Source organism: Candidatus Polarisedimenticolaceae bacterium, assembly GCA_036275915.1.
Classification (GTDB): domain Bacteria; phylum Acidobacteriota; class Polarisedimenticolia; order Polarisedimenticolales; family DASRJG01; genus DASRJG01.
In genome coordinates this window covers 90,426-114,966 of record DASUCV010000004.1, presented here as the reverse complement: position 1 = coordinate 114,966, position 24,541 = coordinate 90,426, and the positions used below count along the sequence as shown (strand labels likewise).

Genomic DNA, 24,541 nt, shown 5'->3' with positions numbered 1-24,541 from the left:
GGCATGCGCATCGGCATCTACCCCGGCACGTTCGACCCGGTGACGTTCGGCCACCTGGACCTCGTCGAGCGGGGCCGCAAGCACGTCGACAAGCTCGTGCTCGCGATCCTGAGGAACGAGGACAAGCAGCCGCTCTTCTCCGTCGAGGACCGGATCGCGCTCCTCCGGGAAGCGGTCGCGTCGTGGGACGACGTCGTCGTCGACAGCTTCGACGGCTTGCTCGTCGACTACGCGAAGCAGCGCGGCGCGCATCTCATCCTGCGCGGCCTCCGCGCGATGTCCGACTTCGAGTACGAGCTCCAGATGGCGATGATGAACCGGCGCCTCGCGCCCGAGCTCGAGACCGCGTTCCTCATGCCGAGCGAGGCGTTCTCCTACGTCTCGAGCCGGCTGGTCCGCGAGGTCGCGCGCCTCGGCGGCGACGTCTCCGGCCTCGTGCCGGCGAGCGTCGCGCGGGCGCTCGACGCGAAGTTCGGGCGGAACGTCCGTCGTTGACCGTGCGGCTCCTGTTCGTCCTCGGCGTGGCCCTGCTCGCCGCCTGTGCGCCCAAGCCACGTGACGATCTCTCGCTGATCCTCGTCACGCTCGACACGACGCGCGCGGATCGAATCGGGGCGTTCGGCGGGAAGGCGGTGCCGACGCCGGTGCTCGACCGGCTCGCCGCCGAGGGGACGATCGCGCTCGACGCGACGAGCCAGGTGCCGCTCACGCTCCCGTCGCACGCGACGATCTTGACCGGCCGCTACCCCGACGGCCACGGCGTGCGCCACAACGGGATCTACCGCCTGCGCGACGAGGAGGAGACGCTCGCGGAGCACCTCCGTGCCGCCGGCTTCACGACCGCAGCGTTCGTCGGCGCGTACGTCCTGAACCGCGGGTTCGGGACGGAGCAGGGGTTCGACGTCTACGACGACGTCGACGTGAACCGCTTCGCCGGCGGCCGTGACCAGGTCTTCGAGGCGCAGCGGACGGCGGACGAGGTCAACGCGCACGTGCTGCCGTGGCTCGACGCCCATGCCGGGAAACGGTTCTTCCTCTGGGTCCACTACTACGACCCGCACGCCCCCTACGCGCCACCCGAGCGCCCCGGGCGCACGCTCGCGGGAACGGGCTACGACCGAGAGATCTCCTACGTCGACGCCTGCCTCGGCGATCTCGTCGCGCGGCTTCGGTCGTCGGGCGTCCTCGATCGCGCCGTCCTCGCCATCGTGGGCGATCACGGCGAGAGCCTCGGCGAGCACGGCGAGGCCACGCACGGGCTTCTCCTCTACCAGGGTGCGCTGCACGTGCCGTTCCTGCTGCGGGCTCCGGGCCTCGTGCCGCGCGGCGGAAAGATCGCGGGCCCCGTCGAGCTGGCCGCGCTGGCGCCGACGCTCGTCGACTATCTCGGGCTCCCGCCGCTCGCACGCGCCGAGGGCCGGAGCCTGAGAACGCGGATCGACGGGAAGAACGACGGCCACGACGCCGTCGCTCACGCGGAGACGATGATGCCGCGCCTCGAGTTCGGGTGGAGCGATCTCCGCATGCTCCGGGACGCGCGCTTCAAGTACATCCGCGCTCCACGCCCCGAGCTGTACGACCTCGCGCAGGATCCCGGCGAGGCGCGCGACCTTTCTCAAGGGGAGGCGTCGCGCACGCGCGCTCTCGCGGATCGTCTCGACGCGTGGGTCGCCGGATTCCCCCCCGCGGGGGAGTCGGCGCGGCGCGACCTCGATCCCGACGAGGAGGCGCGGCTCCGCTCGCTGGGGTACCTCCAGGGGCCCGGCGGCGGCAGCGGAGGGCGGCTGATCGATCCGAAGGACGGCCTCCTGGAGCTGCGTGCGCTCGACGCGGCGCGCGAGGCGCTCGACGCGGGGAACGCGCGGGGCGCCCTGGACGGCGCCCGCGCGATCGTCGCCAAGAACCCCGCGAACCATCAGGCGCGCACCACGGCGGTCATGGCGCTCCTCGCACTCGGCGATGCCAAGGAGGCCGAAGACGAGGCCGCGCAGGCGGTCGCCGCGGCCGAGGCGGATCGCGACGCGCCGCGGGCGCTCGTCCTCAAGGCGAAGGGCCTGGAGGCCGGTGCCGCGCGTCTCTCCGGGAAGCTCCCGGAGGCGGAGAAGCTCTACCGGGCGATCCTCGCCGAGGAGCCGTCGGGCGACGCGGCCGCGGTCGATCTCGCGCGCCTCCTCGTGGCCGAGAAGCGGCTCGACGAGGCGTCGACGCTCCTCGACGCGGCGCTGCGCCGCGATCCGCGGAACGGCATGGCGCTCGCGGCCCGCTTCGCGCTCGCCACCGCGTCCGGCGACGACGCGGCGCGCCTCGCGGCCGCGAAGGCGCTCGCCGACGCGAGGGCCGGCGACCCCGAGGTGCTCCCGGACGCCGCCGCGCTGCTCGCGGCGAGCGGCGACGCCGCGCGCGCCGCGGCGTGCTATGCGGTGCTCGTCGATCTGGCCCCGCACCCCGGCGTCGAGCTCCTGGGGAAGCTCGGGGTGACGGCGCTCAAGGCCGGCGCGTTCGACGCGGCCGCCGACGCCTTCACCCGCGGCGCCGCGGCAGCGCCGGGCGACCCGAGGCCGGTCTACTATCTGGGCGTGGTCGCGGCCAAGCGCGGCGACACGGAGGGAGCGCGCCGCGCGTACGAGCGCGCGCTCGCCCTCGATCCGGGATTCACGAAGGCGCGGGAGGCACTTCGCGCCCTTCCTTGACCCTGCCGTTTCGCGGCACCTATACTCGATCCGTATGTCCCGCCTCGCCGGCCTCCTGTTGGCGGTGTGTCTCGGGGTCTCCGCTCGGGCGGCCGCACCCTCGGTGCGGCTGGTCACGTTCGACACCGAGATCACCCATGCGTCGGCGCGCCGCATCACGGATGCGATCGACGCCGCGGAGGCGAACGGGGACGCGCTCGTCCTCATCGAGATGGACACGCCCGGTGGGGAGGTCGACGCGACCGAGGACGTCGTCAAGCGGATGCTCGCGTCGAAGGTCCCGATCGCGGTGTGGGTCGGGCCGTCCGGCGCGCGCGCGGCGTCGGGGGGCTTCTACCTCTTGATCGCCGCCGACGTCGCCGCGATGGCGCCGGGGACGCGCACCGGCGCCGCGGCGGTCATCTACGGCATGGGGAAGAGCGACGAGGGGGACGTCCTCCTCAAGAAGATGACGAACGACCTCGCCGCGCTCGCGCGCTCGATCGCCGAGCACCGCGGCCGCGACCCGGTGAGCTGCGAGAAGGCGGTCGTCTCCGCCGAATCGTTCACCGACCGTGCCGCGGTCGCCGGAAAGATCGTCGATCTCGTCGCGAAGGACCGGGCCGACCTCTTGAAGCAGCTCGACGGCCGCGTCGTGAAGCGGTTCGACGGGACGACCGTGACCCTGGCGCTCGCCTCGCCGGAGGTGATCGAGAAGCCGAGGACCGGCTCCGACAACGCTCTGGAGTTCCTCGCGAACCCGACCGTGGCGTTCCTTCTCTTCATCATCGGACTCGCCGGGCTCTACGCGGAGTTCAACCACCCCGGCGCTTGGGTTCCCGGGCTCGTCGGCGTCCTCGCTCTCATACTCTTCGCGGTCGGGGCGAGGAACATTCCGGTGTCCGTCGTCGGGATCGGCCTCGTGCTCGCGGGGCTCGTCCTCTTCGTCCTGGAGCTCAAGATCGCGTCGCACGGCTTGCTCGCGGCGCTCGGCACCGTCGCCGTCGTGCTCGGATCGGTCCTGCTCTTTCCAGGGTCCGGCGGCGATCTCCGTCCACCGCTCGCCGTCGTCCTTCCCGGAAGCCTGACGCTCGCGGCAATCTGCTTCGGCGCGACGCGGCTCGCGGTGAAGGCCCGCCGCACGCCTCTGGCGACCGGCGTGGAGGGCTTGCGCGGGGAGATCGGGGTCGTGCAGCATCCGCTCGAGCCGGAGGGGACCGTGTTCGTCCACGGCGAGATCTGGCAGGCGAAGGGAATGTCGGGGCCTCTGCCCGCCGGGGCGCGCGTGCGCGTCGTCGGCGTGCACGATCTCGTCGTCGACGTCGAATCAGTCGACGCCAAGGTCTGATCGGAAAACGGGGGACGCATGATCGAGCACTTCTCCGCGGGACTCATCGTCGCCGTCGTCGTCGTCGCCTTCTTCGTGGCGAACTCGGTCAAGATCCTGCCCGAGTACGAGCGCGGCGTCGTGTTCCGGCTCGGACGCCTGAGGCCGATGGACTACGGGCCCGGCATCTTCTTTCTGATCCCGATCGCGGATCGGATGGTGCGGATCTCCCTGCGCACGGTCGTCCACGACGTGCCGCCCCAGGACATCATCACGCGCGACAACGTCTCGGTGAAGGTCAACGCGGTGGTGTACTACAGGGTGATGAACCCGCGCCGGGCGGTCGTGGACGTCGAGAACTTCCATTACGCAACGAGCCAGCTCTCGCAGACGACGCTCCGCTCGGTCCTCGGCCAGGTGGAGCTCGACACGCTGCTCTCGGAGCGTGACAGGCTCAACCAGCAATTGCAGACGATCCTCGACAAGCACACCGATCCGTGGGGGATCAAGGTGTCGGCGGTCGAGGTCAAGCACGTCGACCTTCCGAGCGAGATGCAGCGCGCCATGGCGAAGCAGGCGGAGGCCGAGCGCGAGAAGCGCGCCAAGATCATCCACGCCGACGGCGAGCGGCAGGCGGCGACCGCGCTCGCCGCCGCCGCGGAGGAGCTGGGACGCAACCCGGTCACCTTGCAGCTCCGCTACCTCCAGACATTGACCGAGGTCGCGTCCGAGAAGAACTCCACGCTCGTCTTCCCGCTGCCGATCGATCTCATTCGGCCGTTCCTCGGGGACAAATGAGCGAGCGGCGCAGCGGTGCGGGGGTGAAGGCCGCCCGCGAGCCCAAGACGGCGCGCGCGGTGCCCGCGGCGCTCGAGCCGTCGCCGCTCGAGTGCGCGCTCGCGGTGGCGGAGTGCCTCGAGCTGGAGCAGCAGCTCGCCGTGTTCCTCGACGCCGCGCGAGGGTGGGCCGCCGCGAAGGAAGGCGTCGCCTTCGGACCCGACCCGGAGGGTGTCGCATTGGCACCGGTGGCCGCCAGCCTCGCGTCGGGCGATCCGCGCCTCGACAGCCTCCGTCACGCGGTGCGCCTGCGCGCCGCTTCGGACTGGGCCGAGGGCGCGTTCCCGCTCGCTGCCGACGGCGTGCGCGCACTCGCCGTGCCGCTCCGCGGACGGAACGACGAGGCGGTTGCCGCGGTCGTGCTCCTCGACCCGGCGCGCGACGTCGCCGCAGCGCTCACCGACCTCGCGATCCGCGTGCGCCCGGCGATCACGAACGCGATGCAGGTGCGCGCCATCCGCGAGCTGACGATCAAGGACGACACCGCCTCCTGCTTCAACCGCCGATACTTCGAAGAGTTCATCCTCGAGGAAATGGCGCGCGCGAACCGTTTCAAGGCGCCGATGTCGCTCATCTTCTTCGACATGGACAACCTGAAGGACGTCAACACGCGCCTGGGCCACGCCGCGGGGAGCAGGACGCTCCTCGAGGTCTCGGAGCGCGTGCGCGGCAAGATCCGGAAATTCGACAAGCTCTTCCGGTTCGGCGGCGACGAGTTCTGCATCGTGCTCCCCGAGACGGAGTGGCACGGGGCGATGGAGGTCGCCGAGCGCGTGCGCGAGGCGATCTGCGGCCGGCCGTTCCTCGTCGGCCTGCGCTCCGCCCGCGGCGAGCCGATGACCGCGTCGTTCGGCATCGCGTCGTTCCCGCTCCACGCGCGGACGAAGGAGGAGCTGGTCCTCAGGGCCGACCGCGCGATGCAGACGATCAAGTCGACGACGAAGAACGGCATCGCCACCGCCGAGCGCAAGCGTGACCCCGATGGCGCCTGAGGGTGGGGGAAGGGACGAGCCCCGCGAGCTGCGCCTCGAAGGGCTGACCCTGTTCGTCGCCGGCGGCGTGCTCCTCGCCCTCCTCTACGGCGCGTTCACGCTCGGACGCACCGTCGAGAGGTGGAACGCGCCCACCCGCGCGGCCTCGGCGTCCGCGGACCCGCTCGGCAACGTCGAGTCCGAGCCGGCCGAGGCGGCGGAGAAGCCGACCTTTTTCGACACGACGACGGGTCCTGGCAAGGAAGCGGAGCCGAAGCGCGAGGCCCAGCTCCAGCCGACGGCACCGGTGCCCGCTCCCGTCGCGAGCGCGACGCCGGGGTCGTGGTACGTCCAGGTCTTCGTCGGCCGCGACCAGCAGGCGGCGCAGGAAGTCGTGCGCACCCTGCGCGGGCTCGGCTATCCGGTCCGCGCCGACGCCGTGGCCGAGGGGCGCTCGGGCAGCCTCTACAAGGTCCGTGTGGGCGGCTACGCGACGAAGGATCTGGCCGATGCCGGAGCGGAAAAGCTCCACCGCGACGGTCAAAACAGCACATGGGTCGTGAAGGTGGGGGGCTAGGCCGCACCCTCCGGACCCACGGCCCTATGCTATTTTTCGGTGCGGACTTGCCTGAGCCCGGGTGAGTCCTAAATTTCGAGCCTGTGGAGGGGATCGTGCGCGCTCCGGACCTTCAGGACCTCGGTGCCCATATCGAGCAGCTCGCCGAAAAAGTCGAGTCGCTCCGGAGGTTCCTTTGATGTCGACCGGAAGCACGCCGAGCTCGAATCCGTCGAGCGCGACCTGAGCCTCCCGGAAGTCTGGAGCGATCCCGACCGGGCGAAAACGCTCCAGCAGCGGCGCTCCCGCCTGACCGAGAGCATCGAGACTGCAAGTGTCCTCGGCGGACTGCTCGACGACGCCCGCACGATGCACGAGCTGGCGCGCGAGGGCGAGGACGTCGGGACGGACCTCGAGGCCGCCGTCGCCGCTCTCGCCGGCCGGGTCGAGGAGACGGAGCTGGGGACGCTCCTCTCCGGCGAGCACGACGCCTCGGCGGCGATCGTCGAGATCCACCCGGGCGCCGGCGGCACCGAGTCGCAGGACTGGGCCGAGATGCTCTACCGGATGTACACACGCTGGGCCGAGCGGAAAGGGTTCAAGGTCCAGACGCTCGACTGGCAGGCCGGCGAAGAGGCGGGGATCAAGAGCGTCACGATCGGCGTCGAGGGTCCCAACGCATACGGATACCTCAAGGCGGAGCGCGGGGTGCACCGCCTCGTGCGCATCTCGCCGTTCGACGCCCAGGCGCGGCGCCACACGTCGTTCGCGTCGGTCGACGTCATCCCCGAGGTGAAGGACGACGTCGACATCGTCATCGAGGACAAGGACCTCCGCATCGACACGTACCGGTCGTCGGGCGCCGGCGGCCAGCACGTCAACGTCACCGACTCGGCGGTTCGCATCACGCACCTCCCCACGAACATCGTCGTCACCTGCCAGAACGAGCGCTCCCAGCACCGGAACCGCGACGTCGCCATGGGGATCCTCAAGGCGAAGCTCGCCGACCGTGCGCGCGAGGCCGCCGAAGCGAAGATGGCGCAGGAAGTCGGCGACAAGAAGAAGATCGAGTGGGGGAGCCAGATCCGCTCGTACGTCCTGGCGCCCTACCGGCTCGTCAAGGACCACAGGACCGGCCACGAGATGGGAGACGCCGATCGCGTTCTGAACGGCGACCTGGACGGCTTCATCCGCGCGTTCCTCACGAGCGGCCGCGAGGCGAGCCTGACGCGCGGCGCGAGCCCGGCATGAGCAAGGACCCGAACCCGCGGGACCTGAGCGCGCTCGAGGAGCGCCAGCTCGAGATCCTGAAGTCGGTGATCCAGGCGCACGTGATCACCGGCGAGCCGGTCGGCTCGAGAACCCTCTCGCAGGGCTCCGGGCTCGACCTCTCGCCGGCGACGATCCGGAACGTGATGTCGGATCTCGAGGAACGGGGACTCCTCCTCCAGCCGCACGCGTCGGCGGGCCGCGTTCCCACCGATCGCGCTTACCGGCTCTACGTCGACCATCTCATGGGCCAGGCCCGCCTCCAGGCCGGGCAGGCGCAGGAGATCGACCTCGCGCTCGAGCACCGGCGCGGGGAGATCCCCGAGCTGCTCGCCGAAGCCGCGCGCCAGCTCTCGCGGGTGAGCCAGCACGTCGGGGTCGTCCTGACGCCGGAGATGCGCCGGGTCGTCGTCGACCGGCTCGAGTTCATCGGGCTCGATCCGCGCCGCGTCGTGGCGATCCTCATCGACCGGTCGGGGGTCGTCCACAACCGCATCCTCCACGTCTTCGAGCCGTTCGATCAGGCCGACCTCGACCTCATGGGGCGCGAGCTGTCGGTGCGCTTCGGCGGCAAGCCGCTCTCGGAGATCCGCGAGGCGATCGCGCGCGAGATCACCGAGGAGCGCGCGCAGGTCGATCGCCTGCGCGCCCGCCTCCTCAAGCTGGGGGCCGACGCGTTCTCGCTCGAGCGCGACGGGAAGGACGTCCTCGTCGAGGGGGCGTCGAACCTCCTCGGCGCGCCGGAGTTCGGCGACCTCGACCGCACGAAGTCGCTCCTGAAGACGCTCGAGCAGAAGGGCCGGCTCGTCGACCTCCTGGAGCGTGTGCTCGGCGACGAAGGGGTGCAGGTCGTCATCGGCCACGAGAACCCCGAGTCGAGCCTCGCCGATCTCTCGTTCGTCGCGGCGAGCTACCGCACGGGCGATCGCGTGCTCGGCACGGTGGGCATCGTCGGCCCGACGCGGATGGAGTACGCCCGTGCGATCGCGCTCGTCGACTATCTCGCGCATCTTCTGACACGATTCCTCACCCATCCAGGCGCCTGAGGGGGACCCGATGCCGATCGATCCCGCCCGGCGCATCCCGCCGGACCAAGAAGGAACGGACGACATCGAGATCCTCGAGGTCGTCTCGGTCGACGAGAACGGCGAGGAGATCCGTGACGTCCCGGAGGAGGCGGCGTCGGAGGACGACGTCGAGCTCGTCTTCGAGGAACCGGCCGAGTCCGACACTCCGCCGGAGCCGGATCGCCGCGACGAGGAGATCCGCGATCTCCGCGATCGTCTCGTCCGGCTCCAGGCGGACTTCGAGAACTTCAAGAAGCGCGGCGAGCGCGAGCGGCTCGATCATCTCCGCTACGCGACCTCCGATCTCGTCGCGAGGATCCTGCCGGTGCTGGACAACTTCGAGCGTGCGCTGCTCTCGGTGCGCCCGGGCGGCACCGCGGACGCGGTGGTCGAGGGCATCGGCCTCATCCACCGCCAGCTCCTCCAGATCCTCGAGAAGGAAGGCCTCCGGGCGATGGACAGCGTCGGTGCCACGTTCGATCCGGCGCTCCACGAGGCGGTCGCGACCGACCCCGACCCGAGCGCACCGCCGCACACGGTGACGCAGGTGTTCCAGCGCGGCTACTTCTTGCACGATCGCCTGGTCCGGCCGGCGATGGTGCGCGTGCGCATCGGCGGCGACGACGACGGTGATCCCGGCGATCGAAGGGAGTCCTGACATGGGCAAAGTCATCGGCATCGATCTCGGCACCACGAACTGCTGCATCGCGGTCATGGAGGGCGGCAAGCCTCGCGTCATCGCGAGCCGCGAAGGTGCCCGCACGACACCCTCGATCGTCGCCTTCACGCCGCGCGGCGAGAAGCTGATCGGGCAGATCGCGAAGCGCCAGGCGCTGACGAACCCGCAGAACACGATCTACGCCGTGAAGCGGCTCATCGGGCGGAAGTTCGATTCGCCCGAGGTCGGGAAGGCCCGGCAGATCGTCCCGTACCAGATCGTCTCGGCGGCGAACTCCGACGCCTGGATCCATGTCCGCGACCGCGACTACTCCCCGCAGGAGCTCTCGGCTTACCTGCTGACGCGTCTCAAGGAGATGGCCGAGGATCATCTCGGTGCCGAGGTATCCGAGGCGGTCATCACCGTCCCGGCGTACTTCGACGACAGCCAGCGGCAGGCGACCAAGGACGCGGGACGCATCGCCGGGCTGAACGTCCTCCGCATCGTCAACGAGCCGACGGCGGCCGCCCTCGCGTACGGCCTCGACGAGGGGACGGCCCCGCGGAAGATCGCCGTGTACGACCTCGGCGGCGGCACCTTCGACATCTCGATCCTCCAGCTCGGCGAGGGCGTCTTCGAGGTCAAATCGACGTCGGGGGACACGTTCCTCGGCGGCGAGGATTTCGACCAGCGCATCGTCGACTGGCTCCTCGCGCTGTTCCACACCGAGACGGGGATCGACCTCCGGTCCGACCGCCTCGCGCTCCAGCGCCTCAAGGAAGCCGCCGAGCGGGCGAAGTGCGAGCTCTCCACGGTGGTCAACGCCGAGATCAACCTGCCGTTCATCTCCGCCGACGAGAGCGGGGCGCGCCACCTCAACACGACGCTCACGAGGGCCAAGTTCGAGGAGCTCGTCGAGGACCTCATCGAGAAGACCCGCGGGCCGTGCGAGGAGGCGATGCGGATGGCCGGCCTCAGGCCCGAGGACGTCGACGAGGTCGTCCTGGTCGGAGGCCAGACGCGCACGCCGAAGGTCATCGAGACGGTCCGGCAGATCTTCAGCCGCGAGCCGAACGCGGAGATCAACCCGGACGAGGTCGTCGGCATCGGCGCCGCGATCCAGGCGGGGATCCTGAAGGGCGACGTCAAGGACATGGTCCTCCTGGACGTCACCCCGCTCTCGCTCGGGATCGAGACGAGGGGCGGGATGTTCACGAAGATCATCGACCGCAACTCGACGATCCCCACGCGGAAGTCGCGCATCTTCACGACCGTCGCGGACAACCAGTCGAAGGTCGAAGTCCACGTCCTCCAGGGCGAGCGCGAGATCGCCGCGCACAACAAGTCGCTCGGGCGGTTCGATCTCGTCGGCATTCCGCCCGCGCCGAAGGGGACCGCGCAGATCGAGGTCACCTTCGACATCGACAGCAACGGGATCGTCAACGTCTCCGCGCGCGACATGGCGACGAAGCGCGAGCAGAAGATCATCGTCACGCCGGCCGGCGGTCTCTCGGAGTCCGAGATCCAGGAAATCATCGCGGACGCGCAGAAGCACGAGGAGGAAGACCGTCGCCGGGCCGAGTTCATCCGCATCCGCACGCGCCTGGAAGGTCTCGTCGAATCGAACCAGAAGACCTTCGCCGAGTTCGGCGCCATGCTCCAGCCCGACCAGCAGACCGGGGTTCGCAAGATCCTGGAGACGGCCAGGAAAGCGCTCGAGTCCGGCAGCGCCTCCGAGTGCACCACGGCGCTGGAGCGGATCGGCGAGGTCGGTCGTATCCTGTCCGAGGTCATCCTCTACGATCCGAGCGCGTTCTCCTCGGGTGAGGAGGGCGCCGACGGACAGGCGGAAGGGGAATCCGCCGACACGGTCGAGGAGGCGTAGCGGTTGGCGGAGCGTGATTACTACGAAGTCCTGGAAATCGAGCGCGACGCGAGCCCGGACGAGCTGAAGAAAGCCTACCGCCGCATGGCGGTCCGCTTTCACCCCGATCGCAATCCCGGTGACAAGGCGTCGGAGGAGCGCTTCAAGGAGGCCGCGGAAGCGTACTCCGTCCTCTCCGATCCGGAGAAGCGCGCGCGCTACGACCGCTTCGGCCGCGCTGGGCTCGGCGCCCAGCCCGGCTTCTCGGGGTTCGACGCCGACGTCTTCGCCGACTTCGGCGACGTGCTCGGCAATCTCTTCGGCTTCGGGAACATCTTCGGCGGCGGCCGTCGCGGCCCGCGCGGCGGCCAAGATCTCCAGTACGACCTCGAGCTGACGTTCGAGCAGGCGGCGGCGGGCATCGAGACGCCGATCCGCATTCCGCGCCTCGACCGCTGCGGCACGTGCAGGGGGACGGGTGCCGAGGGGAAGGACGGCGTCCAGACCTGCCCGACCTGCCGGGGCCGTGGACAGGTCGCCTTCCAGCAGGGGTTCTTCACGATCGCGCGCACCTGCGGCACCTGCGGGGGGTCGGGGAAGAAGATCGTCAAGCCCTGCAAGACGTGTGAAGGCCGCGGGCGCGTCCGCGTCGAGAAGTCGGTCACCGTCCGCGTCCCCGCGGGGGTCGACGACGGCATGCGCCTCCGCATCTCGGGGGAAGGCGAGGCGAGCCCCGACGGCGGACCCGCCGGCGACCTCTACGTGCTCCTCCACGTGGCGGACCACCCGGTCTTCACGCGTGAGGGCCCTCAGCTCCACATGGAAGTCTCGATCACGATGGCGCAGGCGGCCCTCGGCACCACGCTCGCCGTCCCGCTCCTCGCCGGCGGCAACCAAGAGGTCGAGCTCGACCCGGGGACGCAGTCCGGAACCGTCGTGCGCCTCCGCGGCAAGGGGCTTCCGGCCCTCGACCGCTCCGCTCGCGGCGACCTCCACGTCCACGTGCGCGTCGTCACCCCGGAGCGTCTCACCCCCGAGCAGCGCGAGCTCTACGAGAAGCTCGCCGTCCTGGACGGTGTCGACGCCCCCGGGCGCGGCCTCTTCGAGCGCGTCAAAGACATCTTCGGCTCCTGACGGACGCGGCTCGTCGTACATTCGCGCGGTGAAAAAACGCTCTCTGCTCGCGATCGCCTTCGCGCTTGCCTCCACGATGACGGTCTCCTCGGCGCGCGCCGCATGCGGCAACGGCGTTCTCGAAGCCGGTGAGGCGTGCGACGACGGCTCGTCGAACGGCACCGCCAATTCGTGCTGCGACGACAGCTGCCAGCTCAACGGGGATTTTCCCGACGTGATCGTCGGCGACCTCACGACGCCGACGCGCTGGGGGACGGTGGGCGGGATCTCGGCCTACTCGGTGGGAACGGTCTCCTGCAACGTCGGCACCTGCTGGCTCAATTGGATCGGGAGCAGCGCCGAGCACCCGGTCATCGGCCAGAACGTCTTCCGCCTGAAGGACGGACGATTCGAGCAGATCGGCCAGTCATGGCTGAAGCACGGGTTCACCGCACTCGCCGGCAACGTGTGCAGCGCCTCGTGCGACGTCCCGCCGAACGGTAATCACCTCGGCGTCAACTGCTCGGATCCCTACGATTCCGGCCTCAATGGAAGCCAGACGCGTCTCGGCCCGAAGGCTGCCGTCGACCCGTATACCGGCGTCTTCCCGTACCCGGACTCGCGGATCACGACCCTTCCGCCCGATGCCACCGTCATCACCAAGCGTCTGCAGATCCACGACGTCGACATCGATCCGGCATTGAACCCGGGCGCGCTCTACTTCGCGGAAGGACAGTACGTGACCCACGACGACGCGACGGCGAAGAAGAACACGAACAACGCGTCGTACCGCCCGGCGACGTTCACCGGGACGTCCCCATTCACGATGAACCTGACGGGAACGACGGTGCAGCAGAAGGCCGGCGTTCAGGCATGGAAGGCGACCGATCCCACCGTCACGGAGACGATCGTCCCCGGCCCCGAGGGAATGTTCATCGTCGCCGCCAAGGCGACCGATCTCGGCGGCGGGCAATGGCATTACGAGTACGCGATCCAGAACGTGACCAACCACCGGTCAGCGCAGTCGTTCGTCGTTCCCGTGGAGCCCGGCGCGACGATCACGAACATCGGCTTCCATGACGTGGACTACGACCACGAAGCGTTCGACGGCACCGACTGGACCGCCACGGTCTCCTCGAATGCGATCACGTGGGCGACCGACACGTTCGCGACGAATCCCAACGCCAACGCGCTGAGGTGGGGAACGCTGTACAACTTCCGCTTCGACGCGAACGTGGGCCCGGGGACCGCCAACGCGACGATCAACCTCTTCACCTCCGGGCTGCAGAACTTCGCGCTCGTCTCGACGGTCGTGCCCAATCCGTGCGGCCTCGCGCCGAACGGGACCTTCTGCAACGACTTCAACCCCTGCACGCAGGTCGACCGATGCCTCGCCAACGTGTGCACCGGGACGCAGCCGGTGCAGTGCACGGCGATCGACCAGTGTCACACCGCGGGCACGTGCAGCGTCGGCACCGGCCTCTGCTCGACGCCGGCGAAGCCGGACGGCACCACGTGCGACGACGCGAACGCCTGCACGACGGGCGACGCGTGCTCCGGCGGCGTCTGCAGCGGCACCGGTCCGAGTCTTCCCGACGACGTCGGCGACACCGTCACCCTCGAGCAAGCAGGTGGGATGACGACGATCTCGTGGACCGCCGCTCCGGCGAGCAGCGCCTCGTCGGTGCTTCGCGGCCTGATCTCCGATCTGCCCGTAGGGCCGGGAGGCGGGGGCGAGCTGTGCCTCGCGTCGGGGATCGCGGCCACCTCGGCGTTCGATGCCGAGGACCCCGCGATCGGCGACGGCTTCTGGTACGTGGTCCGCGGCGTGAGCGCGTGCGGGGTCGGCCCTTACGGCGACGGCCGGCAGAGCACGACCTGTCCCTGAGCTAGGATTCGAGGGATGTGGCGCATGCTGTCGGCGGTCGTTCCCTCGTCCGTCGAGGACGAGGTGGCGTCGGTGCTCGGCGGCGGGAGTCTCGGCGTCGAGATCGAGCCCGCGGGACCGGGAGCGAGCACGCTCCGGGTCTACCTCGGCGAAGCGGACGACGAGGAAGCCTGGCGGCGCCGCGCGGCGCGCGTCCTCGAGGCGCACGGGATCGCGACGGCGCTCCGCGTCGAGGATGTCGCCGACGCCCGCTGGGTCGAGAAGTGGCAGGCCGCGCTCGCGCCGATTCCTCTGGGGCGGCGGTTCGTCGTCCTGCCCGGTAGCGCGCGCGATGCCGATCCCGGCCGCGATCCGATCGTGCTCGTCCCCGGAATGGCCTTCGGGACCGGCGAGCACGAGACGACGAGGATGTGCGCCGCGGCGCTCGAAGATCTCGTGCGTCCCGGATCCTCCTGGGTCGACGTCGGCACGGGCACCGGGATCCTCGCGATCGTCGCCGTGCGATGCGGCGCGTCACGGGTGGTGGCCGTCGACAACGATCCGGAAGCCGCGCACGTCGCCCGTGAAGTCGTGGCCAGGAACCGCGCCGAAACGGTGATCGATGTCGTCGAGGGTTCGCTCGATGCCGCGTCCGGCGCTTTCGACGGCGTCGTCGCGAACGTCCAGTCGTCCTTCTTCTTGAGCCAGGCCCAGGCCCTCGCTTCCGCGGTGAGACCCGGCGGCCACCTCGTCGTCTCCGGGATCGTCGCCGACGACGCCGGGGAGGTGGTCGCGGCCCTCCACGGGTTCGTCCTCGACGAGCAGCGTCGCGACGGACCGTGGGCGTGCCTGCTCTTGATCCGCGCGCGATGAGGCGGGTGTTCTCCGCGGCGCCGTGCGCGCCGGGCACGTCGATCGTGCTCGATCCCGAGGAGTCGCACCACGTCTCCCGCGTCCTTCGCCTGCGGACCGGGGACGAGGTCGCCGTCTTCGACGGGAGCGGGGGCGAGTGGGATGCGACGATCGAGGCGATCGAGAAATCGGTCGTGCGCCTCCAGGTGCGGGACCCGCGGACGGGAGATTCCGAGCCGCCGATCGCGATCGTCGTCCATCAAGCGATCGTGCGTCCCGAGCGTGTGGAGTGGGTCCTGCAGAAGGGCACCGAGGTCGGCGTCTCGGCGTTCAGGCTCTTCGCCGCGGAGCGCTCCGAGGCCGACGTGCCGTCTCCCGCACGCCTCGAGCGGTACGAGCGCATCGTCATGGAGGCCGCGAAGCAGAGCGGGCGGCGGCGTGTCCCGACGGTCTCGATCGGAGCGATCGAAGCTGCATCCCCCGAACGGCGTTGCTTCGTCCTCGATACCTCCTCGGGCGGCGTCGCGTTCGCGACGGCTCTCGCCCGCGGGGCCACGCGGGAGGTCGGTATCGCGGTCGGGCCGGAAGGAGGATTCAGCGAGGCGGAGCTCGAGCGCTCGGCCGCGCAGGGCTGGGATGCGGTCTCGCTCGGCCCTCGCATCCTCCGCACCGAGACCGCGGGCGTCGTCGCCGCGGCGATCGTGCTCCACGCCTGGGGAGACCTCGGGCGTTGAGAGCGCTCGTCGTCCTCTTGCTCGCGGCGGCCGCGTGCGGACGCCCGGCGCCGCCCGCACATCCGAACATCCTGCTCGTCACGCTCGACACGACGCGCGCCGACCACTTGGGCGCCTACGGGAACAAGGACGCGGCGACGCCGGTCTTCGACCGCATCGCGAAGGAAGGCGTGCTCTTCGAGAGCGTGTGGACGCCGACGCCGCTCACGACGCCCGCGCACGCGAGCCTCATGACCGGCCTCTATCCCGCGGCGCACGGGGTGCGCAACAACGGGCGGCTCCGTCTCCCGGCCGAGGCGGCGACGCTCGCGTCGGTGCTCGCCGCCGCCGGCTACGAGACGGGAGCGTTCGTGGGCGCCTTCCCCGTCTCGCGGCCGTTCGGCTTCGCGACCGGCTTCAAGACGTTCGACGACGACTTCGGCCAGGACGAGAAGGGGCGGTCACGACCCGAGCGCACGGCCGATCAGGTCGCCGCGCGCGCGATGCCGTGGCTCGCGAAGATGGCGAAGGAAGACGCGCCGTTCTTCGCGTGGGTCCACTTCTACGACGCGCACGACCCGTACACGCCGCCGAGCCCCTACGCGGAGAGGTTCCGCGCGCGACCGTACGATGGTGAGATCGCTTTCGCCGACGCCACGCTCGGCAGGATCGTGGGCGCGCTTCGCGACGCCGGAGTCCTCGATCGGACCGTCGTCGCGGTCGCCGGCGATCATGGCGAGGGACTCGGCGACCACGGCGAGCCGACGCACGGCCTCCTCCTCTACGAGCCGATGATTCACGTGCCCCTCGCGATTCGCGCTCCGTGGACCGTGGCGGCGGGGAAACGGATCGCAGCGCCGGCGAGCCTCGTCGACCTCGCGCCGACGCTCGCCGCGCTCGCGCGCGTCCCGTTTCCCGAGGTCGACGGCGCGGACCTCTTCGGTCGCGGCGCTCCCGCGCGCGACGTGTATGCCGAGACCCATTTCGCCGCCGAGGAGTTCGGCTGGGCCGAGCTGTCGGCGGTCCGCCGCGGCCCGGCGAAGTGGATCGAGGCCCCGCGGCCGGAGCGGTACGAGCTCGACACCGATGCGCGTGAGGCCGAGAACCTCGCGGGGCGGGACCCGGCGGCCGACGCAGCGCTCCGCCAGGCACTCCGCGGCGCATCGTCGCGTCACCGGCTCGCGTCGTCTGCCGCGTCTCTTGACGACGAAGCGCTCGCGAAGCTCCAGTCGCTCGGCTACGTCGGAAGCGGCGGCACGGGCGACGCGGCCGCACCCGGCACCCAGCGCCGCGATCCGAAGGACGCGCTCCGCGATTACGACGACTATCTCCACGGGACCGAGGCGATCCACTCGGGCGGCGACGCCGTGCCGCTCTTCGAGAGGCTCGTCGCCGGCGATCCCGGGAACCCCGAGTTCCGGCTGCGTCTCGGCGAGGCGCTCCGGGCACGCCGCGATCTCGCCGGTGCCGAAGCGGCCTATCGCGGTCTCGTCGAGCGTTACCCCGATTTCTACCTGGCGTACCGGCGCCTCGCGGACCTCCTGAGGGTCGAAGGAAAGTCCGGCGAGAACGTCGCGCTGTGGCGCACGCTCCAGGCGAGGGGCGGCGGCCTCGTCGGCGTCGACGCGCGACTCGCCGAGGCGCTGCTCGCCGACGAAAAGAGCGGAGAGGCACTTGCCGCCGCCGAGAGTGGACTGAAGACGTCGCCGGGAGACGCCGAGCTCCTCGCCCTCGCGGCGCGGGCGCACGAGCGGCTCGGGCACGACGCCGAAGCGCTCGCCGGGTACGAGGCTGCGCTCGACAGCCGGCCCTCCGACCTGAGCGCGCTCGACGGGGCGATCGCCCTCCTCAAGCGTCTCGGACGCCGGGACGACGCCGTGGCGCTGGCCAGGAGGTGCGCCGACCGGTCGGCGGGAGACCCCGCGGTAAAGGCGCGCCTGGCTGGGATTTGACCCGACTTCCCACGGAACCTATGTTCCGGACGGGGTTCGTACCGCCCTCGAAGGGGAGTCCATGGAACTGCACATCAATGACCTCCTGAAGATCTCGACCGACCGCGGCGCCTCGGACCTTCACCTCAAGGTCGGCAGCCACCCGGTCATTCGCGTCGACGGCAAGCTCCTGCCCCTCACCGAGCAGAAGCGGCTCATGCAGGAGGACACGATCGCGATGGCGTTCAGCATCATGAGCGCCCGCCAGAAGCAGAAGTTCAAGGACAACTTCGAGATCGACATGGCCTACTCGGTGCCCGGTCTGGGGCGCTTCCGCTGCAGTGTCTTCCAGCAGCGCGGCACCGTCGGTCTCGTCCTCCGCGTCATCCCGGTCAAGATCCTGACGATCCGCGACCTGCTCCTCCCGAACGTGCTCGAGCAGATCTCCGGGGAGCGGCGCGGTCTGATCCTCGTCACCGGGACGACCGGCTCCGGCAAGTCCACCTCGCTCGCCGCGATGATCGATTTCATCAACTCGACGCGGACCGAGCACATCATGACCATCGAAGATCCGATCGAGTTCCTGCACCGGGACAAAAAGAGCCTGGTGAACCAGCGCGAGGTGGAGGTCGATACGAAGTCCTTCGCCCTCGCGCTGCGTTCGGCCCTCCGTCAGGACCCCGACGTCATCCTCGTCGGCGAAATGCGCGACTACGAGACGATCGAGACCGCGCTCACCGCCGCCGAGACCGGCCACCTCGTGCTCTCGACCCTCCACACGCTCGACGCGACGGAGACGGTGAACCGCATCATCTCGGTATTCCCGCCGCACCAGCAGAAGCAGATCCGCCTCCAGCTCGCGTCGGTCTTGAAGGCGGCGGTGTCGATGCGCCTCGTCCCGCGCAGCGACGGCAAGGGCCGTGTCCCCGCCGTCGAGGTGCTGCGCTCGACCGCTTACATCCGCGACTGCGTCGAGAACAAGGAAAAGACGAAGCTGATCCGCGACGCGATCTCGGCCGGCACGAGCCAGTACGGGATGCAGACGTTCGACCAATCGCTCTACCGGCTCTACCGGCAGGACCTCATCTCGTTCGAGGAGGCGCTCCGGCAGGCGACGAACCCCGACGAGTTCAAGCTCAAGGTCGCCGGGATCCACAGCACGTCGGACATGGCGGCCGAGCAGATGGACTCCGCCGCGACCAAGGCCGAGAACGGCGGGATGGACCCGCAGCACCCCGACTCGCCGTTCGAGTTCAGCCGGGGCTAGCCGGAGTTTTCGAACCGCAACGCGACGACGCCGCCCCACCGGGCGGCGTTTTCTTTTGCCGCGCTACAGTGACGACGTGCCGACCGCCTACGAAGACGCCGTCCGTTTCCTCGGCCGCCGCCTTCTCACACGCCGCGAGCTGACCCTGAAGCTCGAGGCGAAGGGGTACGAGAAGCGCGCGATCGACGAGGCGATCGCGCGCGTCGCGGCGACCTACAAGATCGACGACGGTGCGGTCTCGGCCGACCGTGTTCGCACCCGCGGCGCCAGCCGCGGCAAGGCGCGGGTCGTCGGCGAGCTCGCCGCACGCGGCATCGACGAGAGCGCGGCCGAGTCCGCGTGGGACGATGCCGTCGCCTCGGGTGCCGTCGATCCGGCCGCGAGCTTGGCGCGCGCCGTCGTGAAGAGGCTCGGTCCCGCGCCCGGCCGCGCGGACAAGGCGCGTCTCGCGCGCGTGTACAATGCGCTGCTCTCCGAAGGATTTGACGAGAGTGCGGCTTTCGCGGCGCTCGCGCCGTACGGCCTCGAAAGGGACGATCCGTGACATCGCTCGAGATCCGCCGCGCTTTCCTCGAGTTCTTCGCCGCGCGCGGGCACCGCATCGTGCCCAGCTCGCCCCTCGTCCTCCCGAAGGACCCGACGCTCCTCTTCGCGAACGCCGGAATGAACCAGTTCAAAGATGTGTTCACGGGGAAGGAGAAGCGCGAGTACGTGCGCGCGACCTCGTCGCAGAAATGTCTCCGGGTCTCCGGCAAGCACAACGACCTCGAGCAGGTCGGCCGCACGCCCCGCCACCACACCTTCTTCGAGATGCTCGGCAACTTCTCGTTCGGCGATTACTTCAAGAAGGAGGCGATCTCCTTCGCGTGGGACCTGATCACGAAGGTGTACGGCGTTCCGGCGGATCGCCTCTGGGTCACCGTCTTCGCGGGGACCGAGCAGGTGCCGGGCGACGACGAGGCCCTCGCGATCTGGCGCGATGTCGTCGGGGTCGATCCGTCCCGGATCCTCCGGCTCGGCGAGAAAGACAATTTCTGGAGAATGGGGGACACCGGTCCGTGCGGGCCGTGCAGCGAGATCCACTACGATCTCGGCGCCGATCTCACCTCGGTGGCCGGGGTCTCGAACCCCGACACCGACACCCGCCGCTACATCGAGATCTGGAACCTCGTCTTCATGCAATTCGAGCAGCACGCCGACGGCCGTCTCGAGCCGCTGCCGGCGCCGTCGATCGATACCGGCATGGGGCTCGAGCGGATCACGTCGGTGCTCCAGGGGAAGCGCAGCAACTACGACACCGATCTCTTCCAGCCGATCCTGCATGCGGCGGCGAGGGCGTCGGGCCGCACGTACGGCGAGGACGACGCGGCGGACGTCTCGATGCGCGTCATCGCCGATCACATCCGCGCGCATTGTTTCCTCGTCGCCGACGGTGTCGTGCCCGCGAACGACAAGCGCGGGTACGTGCTGCGTCGCGTGCTCCGCCGCGCCATCCGCCACGGGCGGAAGCTCGGGATCCAGGGACCGTTCCTTCACGGGGTCGCGCCCGCCGTCATCGAGACGCTCGGCGAGGTCTATCCCGAGATCGTCGGCGCCATGCCGGCGATCCTCGAGGTGGCGCGCCGCGAAGAGGAGCGCTTCGGCGAGACGGTCGCGGCGGGCCTCACGCTCCTCGACGAGGCGCTCGCGAAGATGAAGGGAGAGGCGAGGGTGCTCCCCGGCGCCGACCTGTTCCGGCTCTACGATACCTTCGGCCTTCCGCTCGACCTCGCGCAGGACGTCGCCGAGGAGCGCGGCATCACTCTCGACATGCCGGGGTTCGAGGCGGAGCTCGGCAAGCAGCGCCAGCGTGCGCAGGCCTCGTGGAAGGGTGGGAAGAAGGAAGAAGCGGCGGGCGCGTGGCACGAGCTTGCGGGACGTTATCGCACGGTCTTCGAGGGCTTCCGCGTACCGGCGCTCGAAGGGGTGAAGGTCGCCGCGCTCATCGACGAGGCCGGCTCCACAGTGAACGAGCTGCGCGAAGGGGCGACGGGCGAGGTCCTCCTCGAGGCGACGCCGTTCTACGGCGAGGCGGGCGGTCAGATCGGCGATACCGGGTGGATCGTGTCCGAGCGTGCGCGCGTCCGTGTCGACGGAACGCACCGGCCGGCCGCGGGGCTCATCGCCTCGCGCGTCCTCGTCGAGTCCGGACGCCTCGCGGTGGGGGAGTACGTCGCCGCGGAGATCGACGTCGCCAGGCGCGATGCGATCCGCCGGAACCACACGGCGACCCACCTGCTCCACGCTGCGCTGCGCGAGGTCGTCGGCACGCACGTCAAGCAGGCCGGCTCGCTCGTCGCGCCCGACCGGCTGCGCTTCGACTTCTCCCACTTCGCCGGCGTCGGCGACCGGGCGCTCGCCGACATCGAGTCGCTCGTGAACCGGAAGGTCCTCGAGAACGCAGAGATCACGACCGACGTCCTGCCGCTCGACGAGGCGCTCCAGTCGGGGGCGATGGCGCTCTTCGGCGAGAAGTATGGCGAAAACGTAAGAGTGGTGACGATCGGGTCATTCTCGAAAGAGCTGTGCGGCGGGACCCATTGCGCGAGAACGGGCGAGATCGGGATGTTTCTCCTCACCCACGAGCGCGGCGTCGCCTCGGGGACACGCCGGGTCGAGGCGGTGACCGGCGAAGGGTCGCTGGAAAAATCACGATCCGATCACCAGATTCTGAGACGTGTGGAGGATCTCCTGTCCGTGCCGCGCCACGACGCGGCTGCCGAGCTCGGGCAGCGCCTCGAGCAGCTCCGCGTCGTGCAGCGCGACCTCGAGCAGCAGCGCGTGCGCGCCGTCCGCGAGGATCTCGCGCGCCGCGCCGCGTCACCGGAGGTCGCGGCCGGGGTCAAGGTGCTCGCGGCGCGCGTCGACGGGCTCAGCGCGCAGGAGTCGCGCGTCCTCGCCGATGATCTTCGCAAGACGCTCGGCTCCGGCATCGTGGTCCTCGGCCGCGCCGACGACGGGAAGGCCTCTCTGCTCGTCGCGGTCACGGACGACGTCAAGGGCAAGGTCGGCGCCGGCGAGCTCGTCCGCGAGCTGGCCGCGATCATCGGAGGCGGGGGCGGCGGCCGTCAGGATCTGGCCGAGGCGGGAGGCAAGGACCCGTCGCGGCTGGACGAGGCGCTGAGGACGGCATGCACCGCCGTTGCGCGCCGCATCGAAGCCTCTGCCTCGCCGTCGTCCTGACGCTCTGCGCGGCGTCCGTGCGCGCGGACGAGATGCTCTTCTACACGGACAAGAACGGGAACGTCATCTTCACGAACACGGTGCCGGTCGACAAGCACCGGACCGCCAAGCCGGTGCCGAGGCTGCGCGGGGGCCCCGCGCAGTACGCCCGCCCCGGCGCGCTTCCCGCGACGATCTACGACCCTTACATCGATCAGGTCGCGCGCGACAACGGCGTCGATCCGTCGCTCGTGAAGGCGGTCGCCCTCGTCGAGTCGGGCTTCAACCCGAAGGCGGTCTCGAACAAGGGCGCGCGGGGGCTCATGCAGCTCCTGCCGTCGACGGCGAAGCAGTACGGTGTCTCGGACCTCCACGATCCGTACCAGAACCTGCGTGCGGGCGCGGCCCACCTCCGCGACCTCCTGGACGAGTTCGACGGTAACGTGACGCTGGCTCTCGCCGCGTACAACGCGGGTTCCGGCGCGGTCCACAAGTACGGCGGGGTCCCGAACTACCAGGAGACGCAGCAGTACGTGAAGAAGATCGAGAATTCTCTGGGGCGGTCGTCGCCCGCCGTCGCGGCGAAGCCCTTGAAGGGCTCGACGACGAAGATTCTCATGACGATGGGGTCCGACGGCTCGATCACCCTCTCGAACTAATCGAGAGTCGATCGTCGTCGGACTGTAGATCGGAAACCACCGACTACCGGCTATCGTTTGCGCGTGAACGCGCGCTTCCTTCCTCTCGCCGCCGTCCTCGCGACCTTTTGGCTGGCCCTCTTCCCGATCACGAGCGTCGACGCCTATTACCACCTCGCGACCGGACGCAGGATCCTCGACACGCGTACGATCCCGACGCGCGGGGTCGGCTCGGCGACGTTCGGACAGGCGCCGTGGCACGACAACGAGTGGGGCTTCCAGGCGTTGGCCGCGCTCATCGGACGTGCGGAGCGCGACGACGGCGGCGTGCTCGTGCTCACGCCCGGCGGACGCGTCGGCCTCGTGCTCCTCCGCGGCGCGGCTTGCGCGGCGACGATGGCGCTCCTCGCCGCGACGATCCTCCGCTCCGGGGCCGGCCCCGGCCTCGCCGCGCTCGGGGTCTGGCTCGCCGCTTTCCTGACCTTCGGCAACCTCTTCTGGGACATCCGGCCGCAGATCCTCTCGTACCTCGCGCTCGCCGCTGTCATCGACCTTCTCGACCGCGACCGGATCGGCTCGAAGGGGGCGCTGGCCGGGGTCCTCGCCGTGATCGCCGTCTGGTCGAACGTCCATGGCGCGGTGCTGCTCGGCTGCGCCGCGGTCGCCGCCGAGGCCGCAGGCGCCTGGATCGCGCGCGAGGCGCGGGCTCGCCGGGTGACGTTGGCGGCGCTCCTCGCCCCCGTCGCCGCATGCCTCAACCCCCTCGGCTGGCGGCAGCTCGCCTACGCGTTCCGGTACGCGCGCGATCCGGCGATGGTCGCCGGCAACAACGAGTGGGCGCGGCCGGACCTCCTCCATCTCCCGCTCCTCGTGCTGACGGCGGCGCTTCTCGTGGCGGCGATCGTGGCGGGGGCAAGACCGAGGCCGGCCGGGCTCCTTCGCGTCCTGGGGTTCGGCGCGCTCTTCGTGACGGCGATCCGGCATCTTCCCTTGTTCGCGATCGTGCTCGTGCCGGTCACGATCGAGGCGATCGGCGGGTTGCGTTTCCGCGCGAGGCCGCTGGTCCTCGTCGGGGCCGCGATCATCGTCGTGCTCCTCTCCGGAGCGAAGTTCATCGGCGTCGTCCCGCGCTTCGGCGAGCAGCCGAGCCGCCCGCTTCCCGAGACGGAAGTGCGCCGCCTCGTCCGGCAGGGGATCGGTGGGAACGGTTTCAACGCCTACCGGTTCGGCGGCTTCCTGATGTGGCGCCTCTACCCCGGCGAGGTCGTCGCGATGGACGGACGGAACGACCTCTACGGCACGTTCCGCACCGACGTGTACGACACGATCCTCCTCGCTCGACCGGGCTGGGAGCGGCTCTTCGACGATCTCGTGCGCCGGTTCGATATCCGATGGGTGCTCGTCGACGCGGGCGATCCGCTCGCGGCCGCTTTGTCATCGCGCCATGGATGGCAGCGCATTGATGGCGATACGGCTTTCGCGCTGCTCATCTCCGACGAACCGGAAAAACGCTGAAACCTTCGCAAGGTATGAATCGGACAGCACATTGCAAGGTTTGGTCATCACAAATCTCGACGGACTGACAAAAAATCGCTGTATACCTTCGCAACTTGGACCAAGGAGTTGCGTTGGAGAGCCTGGATGTGAGGACAGTTTCGCCGGCAGCAGCGGGTTCAAGGGGGCAAGGGGCCTAAAAAGTTTTAGTTCCAGGGGGCAGCGACAGACTGTCGAAAAGGAGTCA

20 protein-coding genes are annotated in these 24,541 nt (G+C 69.9%); all 20 read left to right on the top strand.

The window, feature by feature from the left end:
- Window positions 1-3: 3 nt before the first annotated feature.
- The 20 genes from coaD (at window position 4) to VFV19_02545 (ending at window position 24,315) form a co-directional block, all read left to right on the top strand.
- A complete protein-coding gene (coaD, locus tag VFV19_02640) occupies window positions 4-495 on the top strand; it encodes a pantetheine-phosphate adenylyltransferase (GenBank protein ID HEX4823189.1) in 492 nt (163 codons plus the stop codon).
- Between the two features lie 2 nt (window positions 496-497).
- The gene (locus VFV19_02635; GenBank protein HEX4823188.1) at window positions 498-2,690 is read left to right on the top strand and encodes a sulfatase-like hydrolase/transferase; all 2,193 of its coding nucleotides are present in this window, start codon (window positions 498-500) and stop codon (window positions 2,688-2,690) included.
- A 34-nt stretch (window positions 2,691-2,724) separates the two neighbouring features.
- Window positions 2,725-4,017 (top strand): nodulation protein NfeD, encoded by a 1,293-nt coding sequence (locus VFV19_02630; protein ID HEX4823187.1) that lies wholly within the window; start codon window positions 2,725-2,727, stop codon window positions 4,015-4,017.
- Between the two features lie 18 nt (window positions 4,018-4,035).
- Complete coding sequence (locus tag VFV19_02625; protein HEX4823186.1) at window positions 4,036-4,794, top strand: slipin family protein; 759 nt, start codon at window positions 4,036-4,038, stop codon at window positions 4,792-4,794.
- Window positions 4,791-5,825, top strand: a complete 1,035-nt coding sequence (locus VFV19_02620; GenBank protein ID HEX4823185.1) for a GGDEF domain-containing protein — start codon at window positions 4,791-4,793, stop codon at window positions 5,823-5,825. The genes VFV19_02625 and VFV19_02620 overlap by 4 nt, the downstream gene beginning before the upstream one ends.
- Window positions 5,815-6,381, top strand: a complete 567-nt coding sequence (locus tag VFV19_02615; protein HEX4823184.1) for an SPOR domain-containing protein — start codon at window positions 5,815-5,817, stop codon at window positions 6,379-6,381. The genes VFV19_02620 and VFV19_02615 overlap by 11 nt, the downstream gene beginning before the upstream one ends.
- A 123-nt stretch (window positions 6,382-6,504) precedes the next feature.
- Complete coding sequence (gene prfB / locus VFV19_02610) at window positions 6,505-7,611, top strand: peptide chain release factor 2 (protein ID HEX4823183.1); 1,107 nt, start codon at window positions 6,505-6,507, stop codon at window positions 7,609-7,611.
- Window positions 7,608-8,675 carry a heat-inducible transcriptional repressor HrcA gene (gene hrcA, locus VFV19_02605; protein HEX4823182.1) on the top strand — a complete coding sequence of 356 codons (1,068 nt, stop codon included), beginning with the start codon at window positions 7,608-7,610 and terminating at the stop codon, window positions 8,673-8,675. The genes prfB and hrcA overlap by 4 nt, the downstream gene beginning before the upstream one ends.
- 10 nt (window positions 8,676-8,685) lie before the next feature.
- Window positions 8,686-9,354: a nucleotide exchange factor GrpE gene (gene grpE, locus VFV19_02600; protein HEX4823181.1), complete on the top strand. Its 669-nt coding sequence runs from the start codon at window positions 8,686-8,688 to the stop codon at window positions 9,352-9,354.
- Window position 9,355: 1 nt separating this feature from the next.
- Window positions 9,356-11,239, top strand: coding sequence for a molecular chaperone DnaK (gene dnaK, locus VFV19_02595; protein ID HEX4823180.1), 1,884 nt, complete (start codon window positions 9,356-9,358; stop codon window positions 11,237-11,239).
- 3 nt (window positions 11,240-11,242) lie between these two features.
- Window positions 11,243-12,352: a molecular chaperone DnaJ gene (dnaJ, locus tag VFV19_02590; GenBank protein ID HEX4823179.1), complete on the top strand. Its 1,110-nt coding sequence runs from the start codon at window positions 11,243-11,245 to the stop codon at window positions 12,350-12,352.
- Window positions 12,353-12,380: 28 nt separating this feature from the next.
- Entirely contained in the window at window positions 12,381-14,219 is a 1,839-nt protein-coding gene (locus tag VFV19_02585) for a hypothetical protein (protein HEX4823178.1), read from the top strand.
- Window positions 14,220-14,234: 15 nt separating this feature from the next.
- A complete protein-coding gene (locus VFV19_02580) occupies window positions 14,235-15,071 on the top strand; it encodes a 50S ribosomal protein L11 methyltransferase (GenBank protein HEX4823177.1) in 837 nt (278 codons plus the stop codon).
- Window positions 15,068-15,784 (top strand): 16S rRNA (uracil(1498)-N(3))-methyltransferase, encoded by a 717-nt coding sequence (locus VFV19_02575; protein ID HEX4823176.1) that lies wholly within the window; start codon window positions 15,068-15,070, stop codon window positions 15,782-15,784. Before VFV19_02580 ends, VFV19_02575 begins: the two co-directional genes overlap by 4 nt.
- Complete coding sequence (locus VFV19_02570) at window positions 15,781-17,715, top strand: sulfatase-like hydrolase/transferase (GenBank protein ID HEX4823175.1); 1,935 nt, start codon at window positions 15,781-15,783, stop codon at window positions 17,713-17,715. The genes VFV19_02575 and VFV19_02570 overlap by 4 nt, the downstream gene beginning before the upstream one ends.
- Window positions 17,716-17,776: 61 nt before the next feature.
- Entirely contained in the window at window positions 17,777-18,961 is a 1,185-nt protein-coding gene (locus tag VFV19_02565) for a type IV pilus twitching motility protein PilT (GenBank protein ID HEX4823174.1), read from the top strand.
- A gap of 76 nt (window positions 18,962-19,037) precedes the next feature.
- Window positions 19,038-19,505 (top strand): RecX family transcriptional regulator, encoded by a 468-nt coding sequence (locus tag VFV19_02560; GenBank protein HEX4823173.1) that lies wholly within the window; start codon window positions 19,038-19,040, stop codon window positions 19,503-19,505.
- Window positions 19,502-22,183, top strand: coding sequence for an alanine--tRNA ligase (gene alaS, locus VFV19_02555; protein ID HEX4823172.1), 2,682 nt, complete (start codon window positions 19,502-19,504; stop codon window positions 22,181-22,183). Before VFV19_02560 ends, alaS begins: the two co-directional genes overlap by 4 nt.
- Entirely contained in the window at window positions 22,132-22,821 is a 690-nt protein-coding gene (locus VFV19_02550; GenBank protein HEX4823171.1) for a lytic transglycosylase domain-containing protein, read from the top strand. The genes alaS and VFV19_02550 overlap by 52 nt, the downstream gene beginning before the upstream one ends.
- Before the next feature lie 63 nt (window positions 22,822-22,884).
- Window positions 22,885-24,315, top strand: coding sequence for a hypothetical protein (locus VFV19_02545; GenBank protein HEX4823170.1), 1,431 nt, complete (start codon window positions 22,885-22,887; stop codon window positions 24,313-24,315).
- The last annotated feature ends 226 nt before the right edge of the window (window positions 24,316-24,541 follow it).

What these genes read in the sequence shown, in the direction of transcription:
- hrcA (HEX4823182.1), top strand. Translation starts at nt 7,608, where the DNA reads ATGAGCAAGGACCCGAACCCGCGGGACCTGAGCGCGCTCGAGGAGCGC.
- VFV19_02615 (HEX4823184.1), top strand. Translation starts at nt 5,815, where the DNA reads ATGGCGCCTGAGGGTGGGGGAAGGGACGAGCCCCGCGAGCTGCGCCTC.
- VFV19_02630 (HEX4823187.1), top strand. Translation starts at nt 2,725, where the DNA reads ATGTCCCGCCTCGCCGGCCTCCTGTTGGCGGTGTGTCTCGGGGTCTCC.
- VFV19_02625 (HEX4823186.1), top strand. Translation starts at nt 4,036, where the DNA reads ATGATCGAGCACTTCTCCGCGGGACTCATCGTCGCCGTCGTCGTCGTC.
- dnaK (HEX4823180.1), top strand. Translation starts at nt 9,356, where the DNA reads ATGGGCAAAGTCATCGGCATCGATCTCGGCACCACGAACTGCTGCATC.
- VFV19_02620 (HEX4823185.1), top strand. Translation starts at nt 4,791, where the DNA reads ATGAGCGAGCGGCGCAGCGGTGCGGGGGTGAAGGCCGCCCGCGAGCCC.
- VFV19_02565 (HEX4823174.1), top strand. Translation starts at nt 17,777, where the DNA reads ATGGAACTGCACATCAATGACCTCCTGAAGATCTCGACCGACCGCGGC.
- grpE (HEX4823181.1), top strand. Translation starts at nt 8,686, where the DNA reads ATGCCGATCGATCCCGCCCGGCGCATCCCGCCGGACCAAGAAGGAACG.
- coaD (HEX4823189.1), top strand. Translation starts at nt 4, where the DNA reads ATGCGCATCGGCATCTACCCCGGCACGTTCGACCCGGTGACGTTCGGC.
- VFV19_02550 (HEX4823171.1), top strand. Translation starts at nt 22,132, where the DNA reads ATGCACCGCCGTTGCGCGCCGCATCGAAGCCTCTGCCTCGCCGTCGTC.
- VFV19_02575 (HEX4823176.1), top strand. Translation starts at nt 15,068, where the DNA reads ATGAGGCGGGTGTTCTCCGCGGCGCCGTGCGCGCCGGGCACGTCGATC.
- VFV19_02580 (HEX4823177.1), top strand. Translation starts at nt 14,235, where the DNA reads ATGTGGCGCATGCTGTCGGCGGTCGTTCCCTCGTCCGTCGAGGACGAG.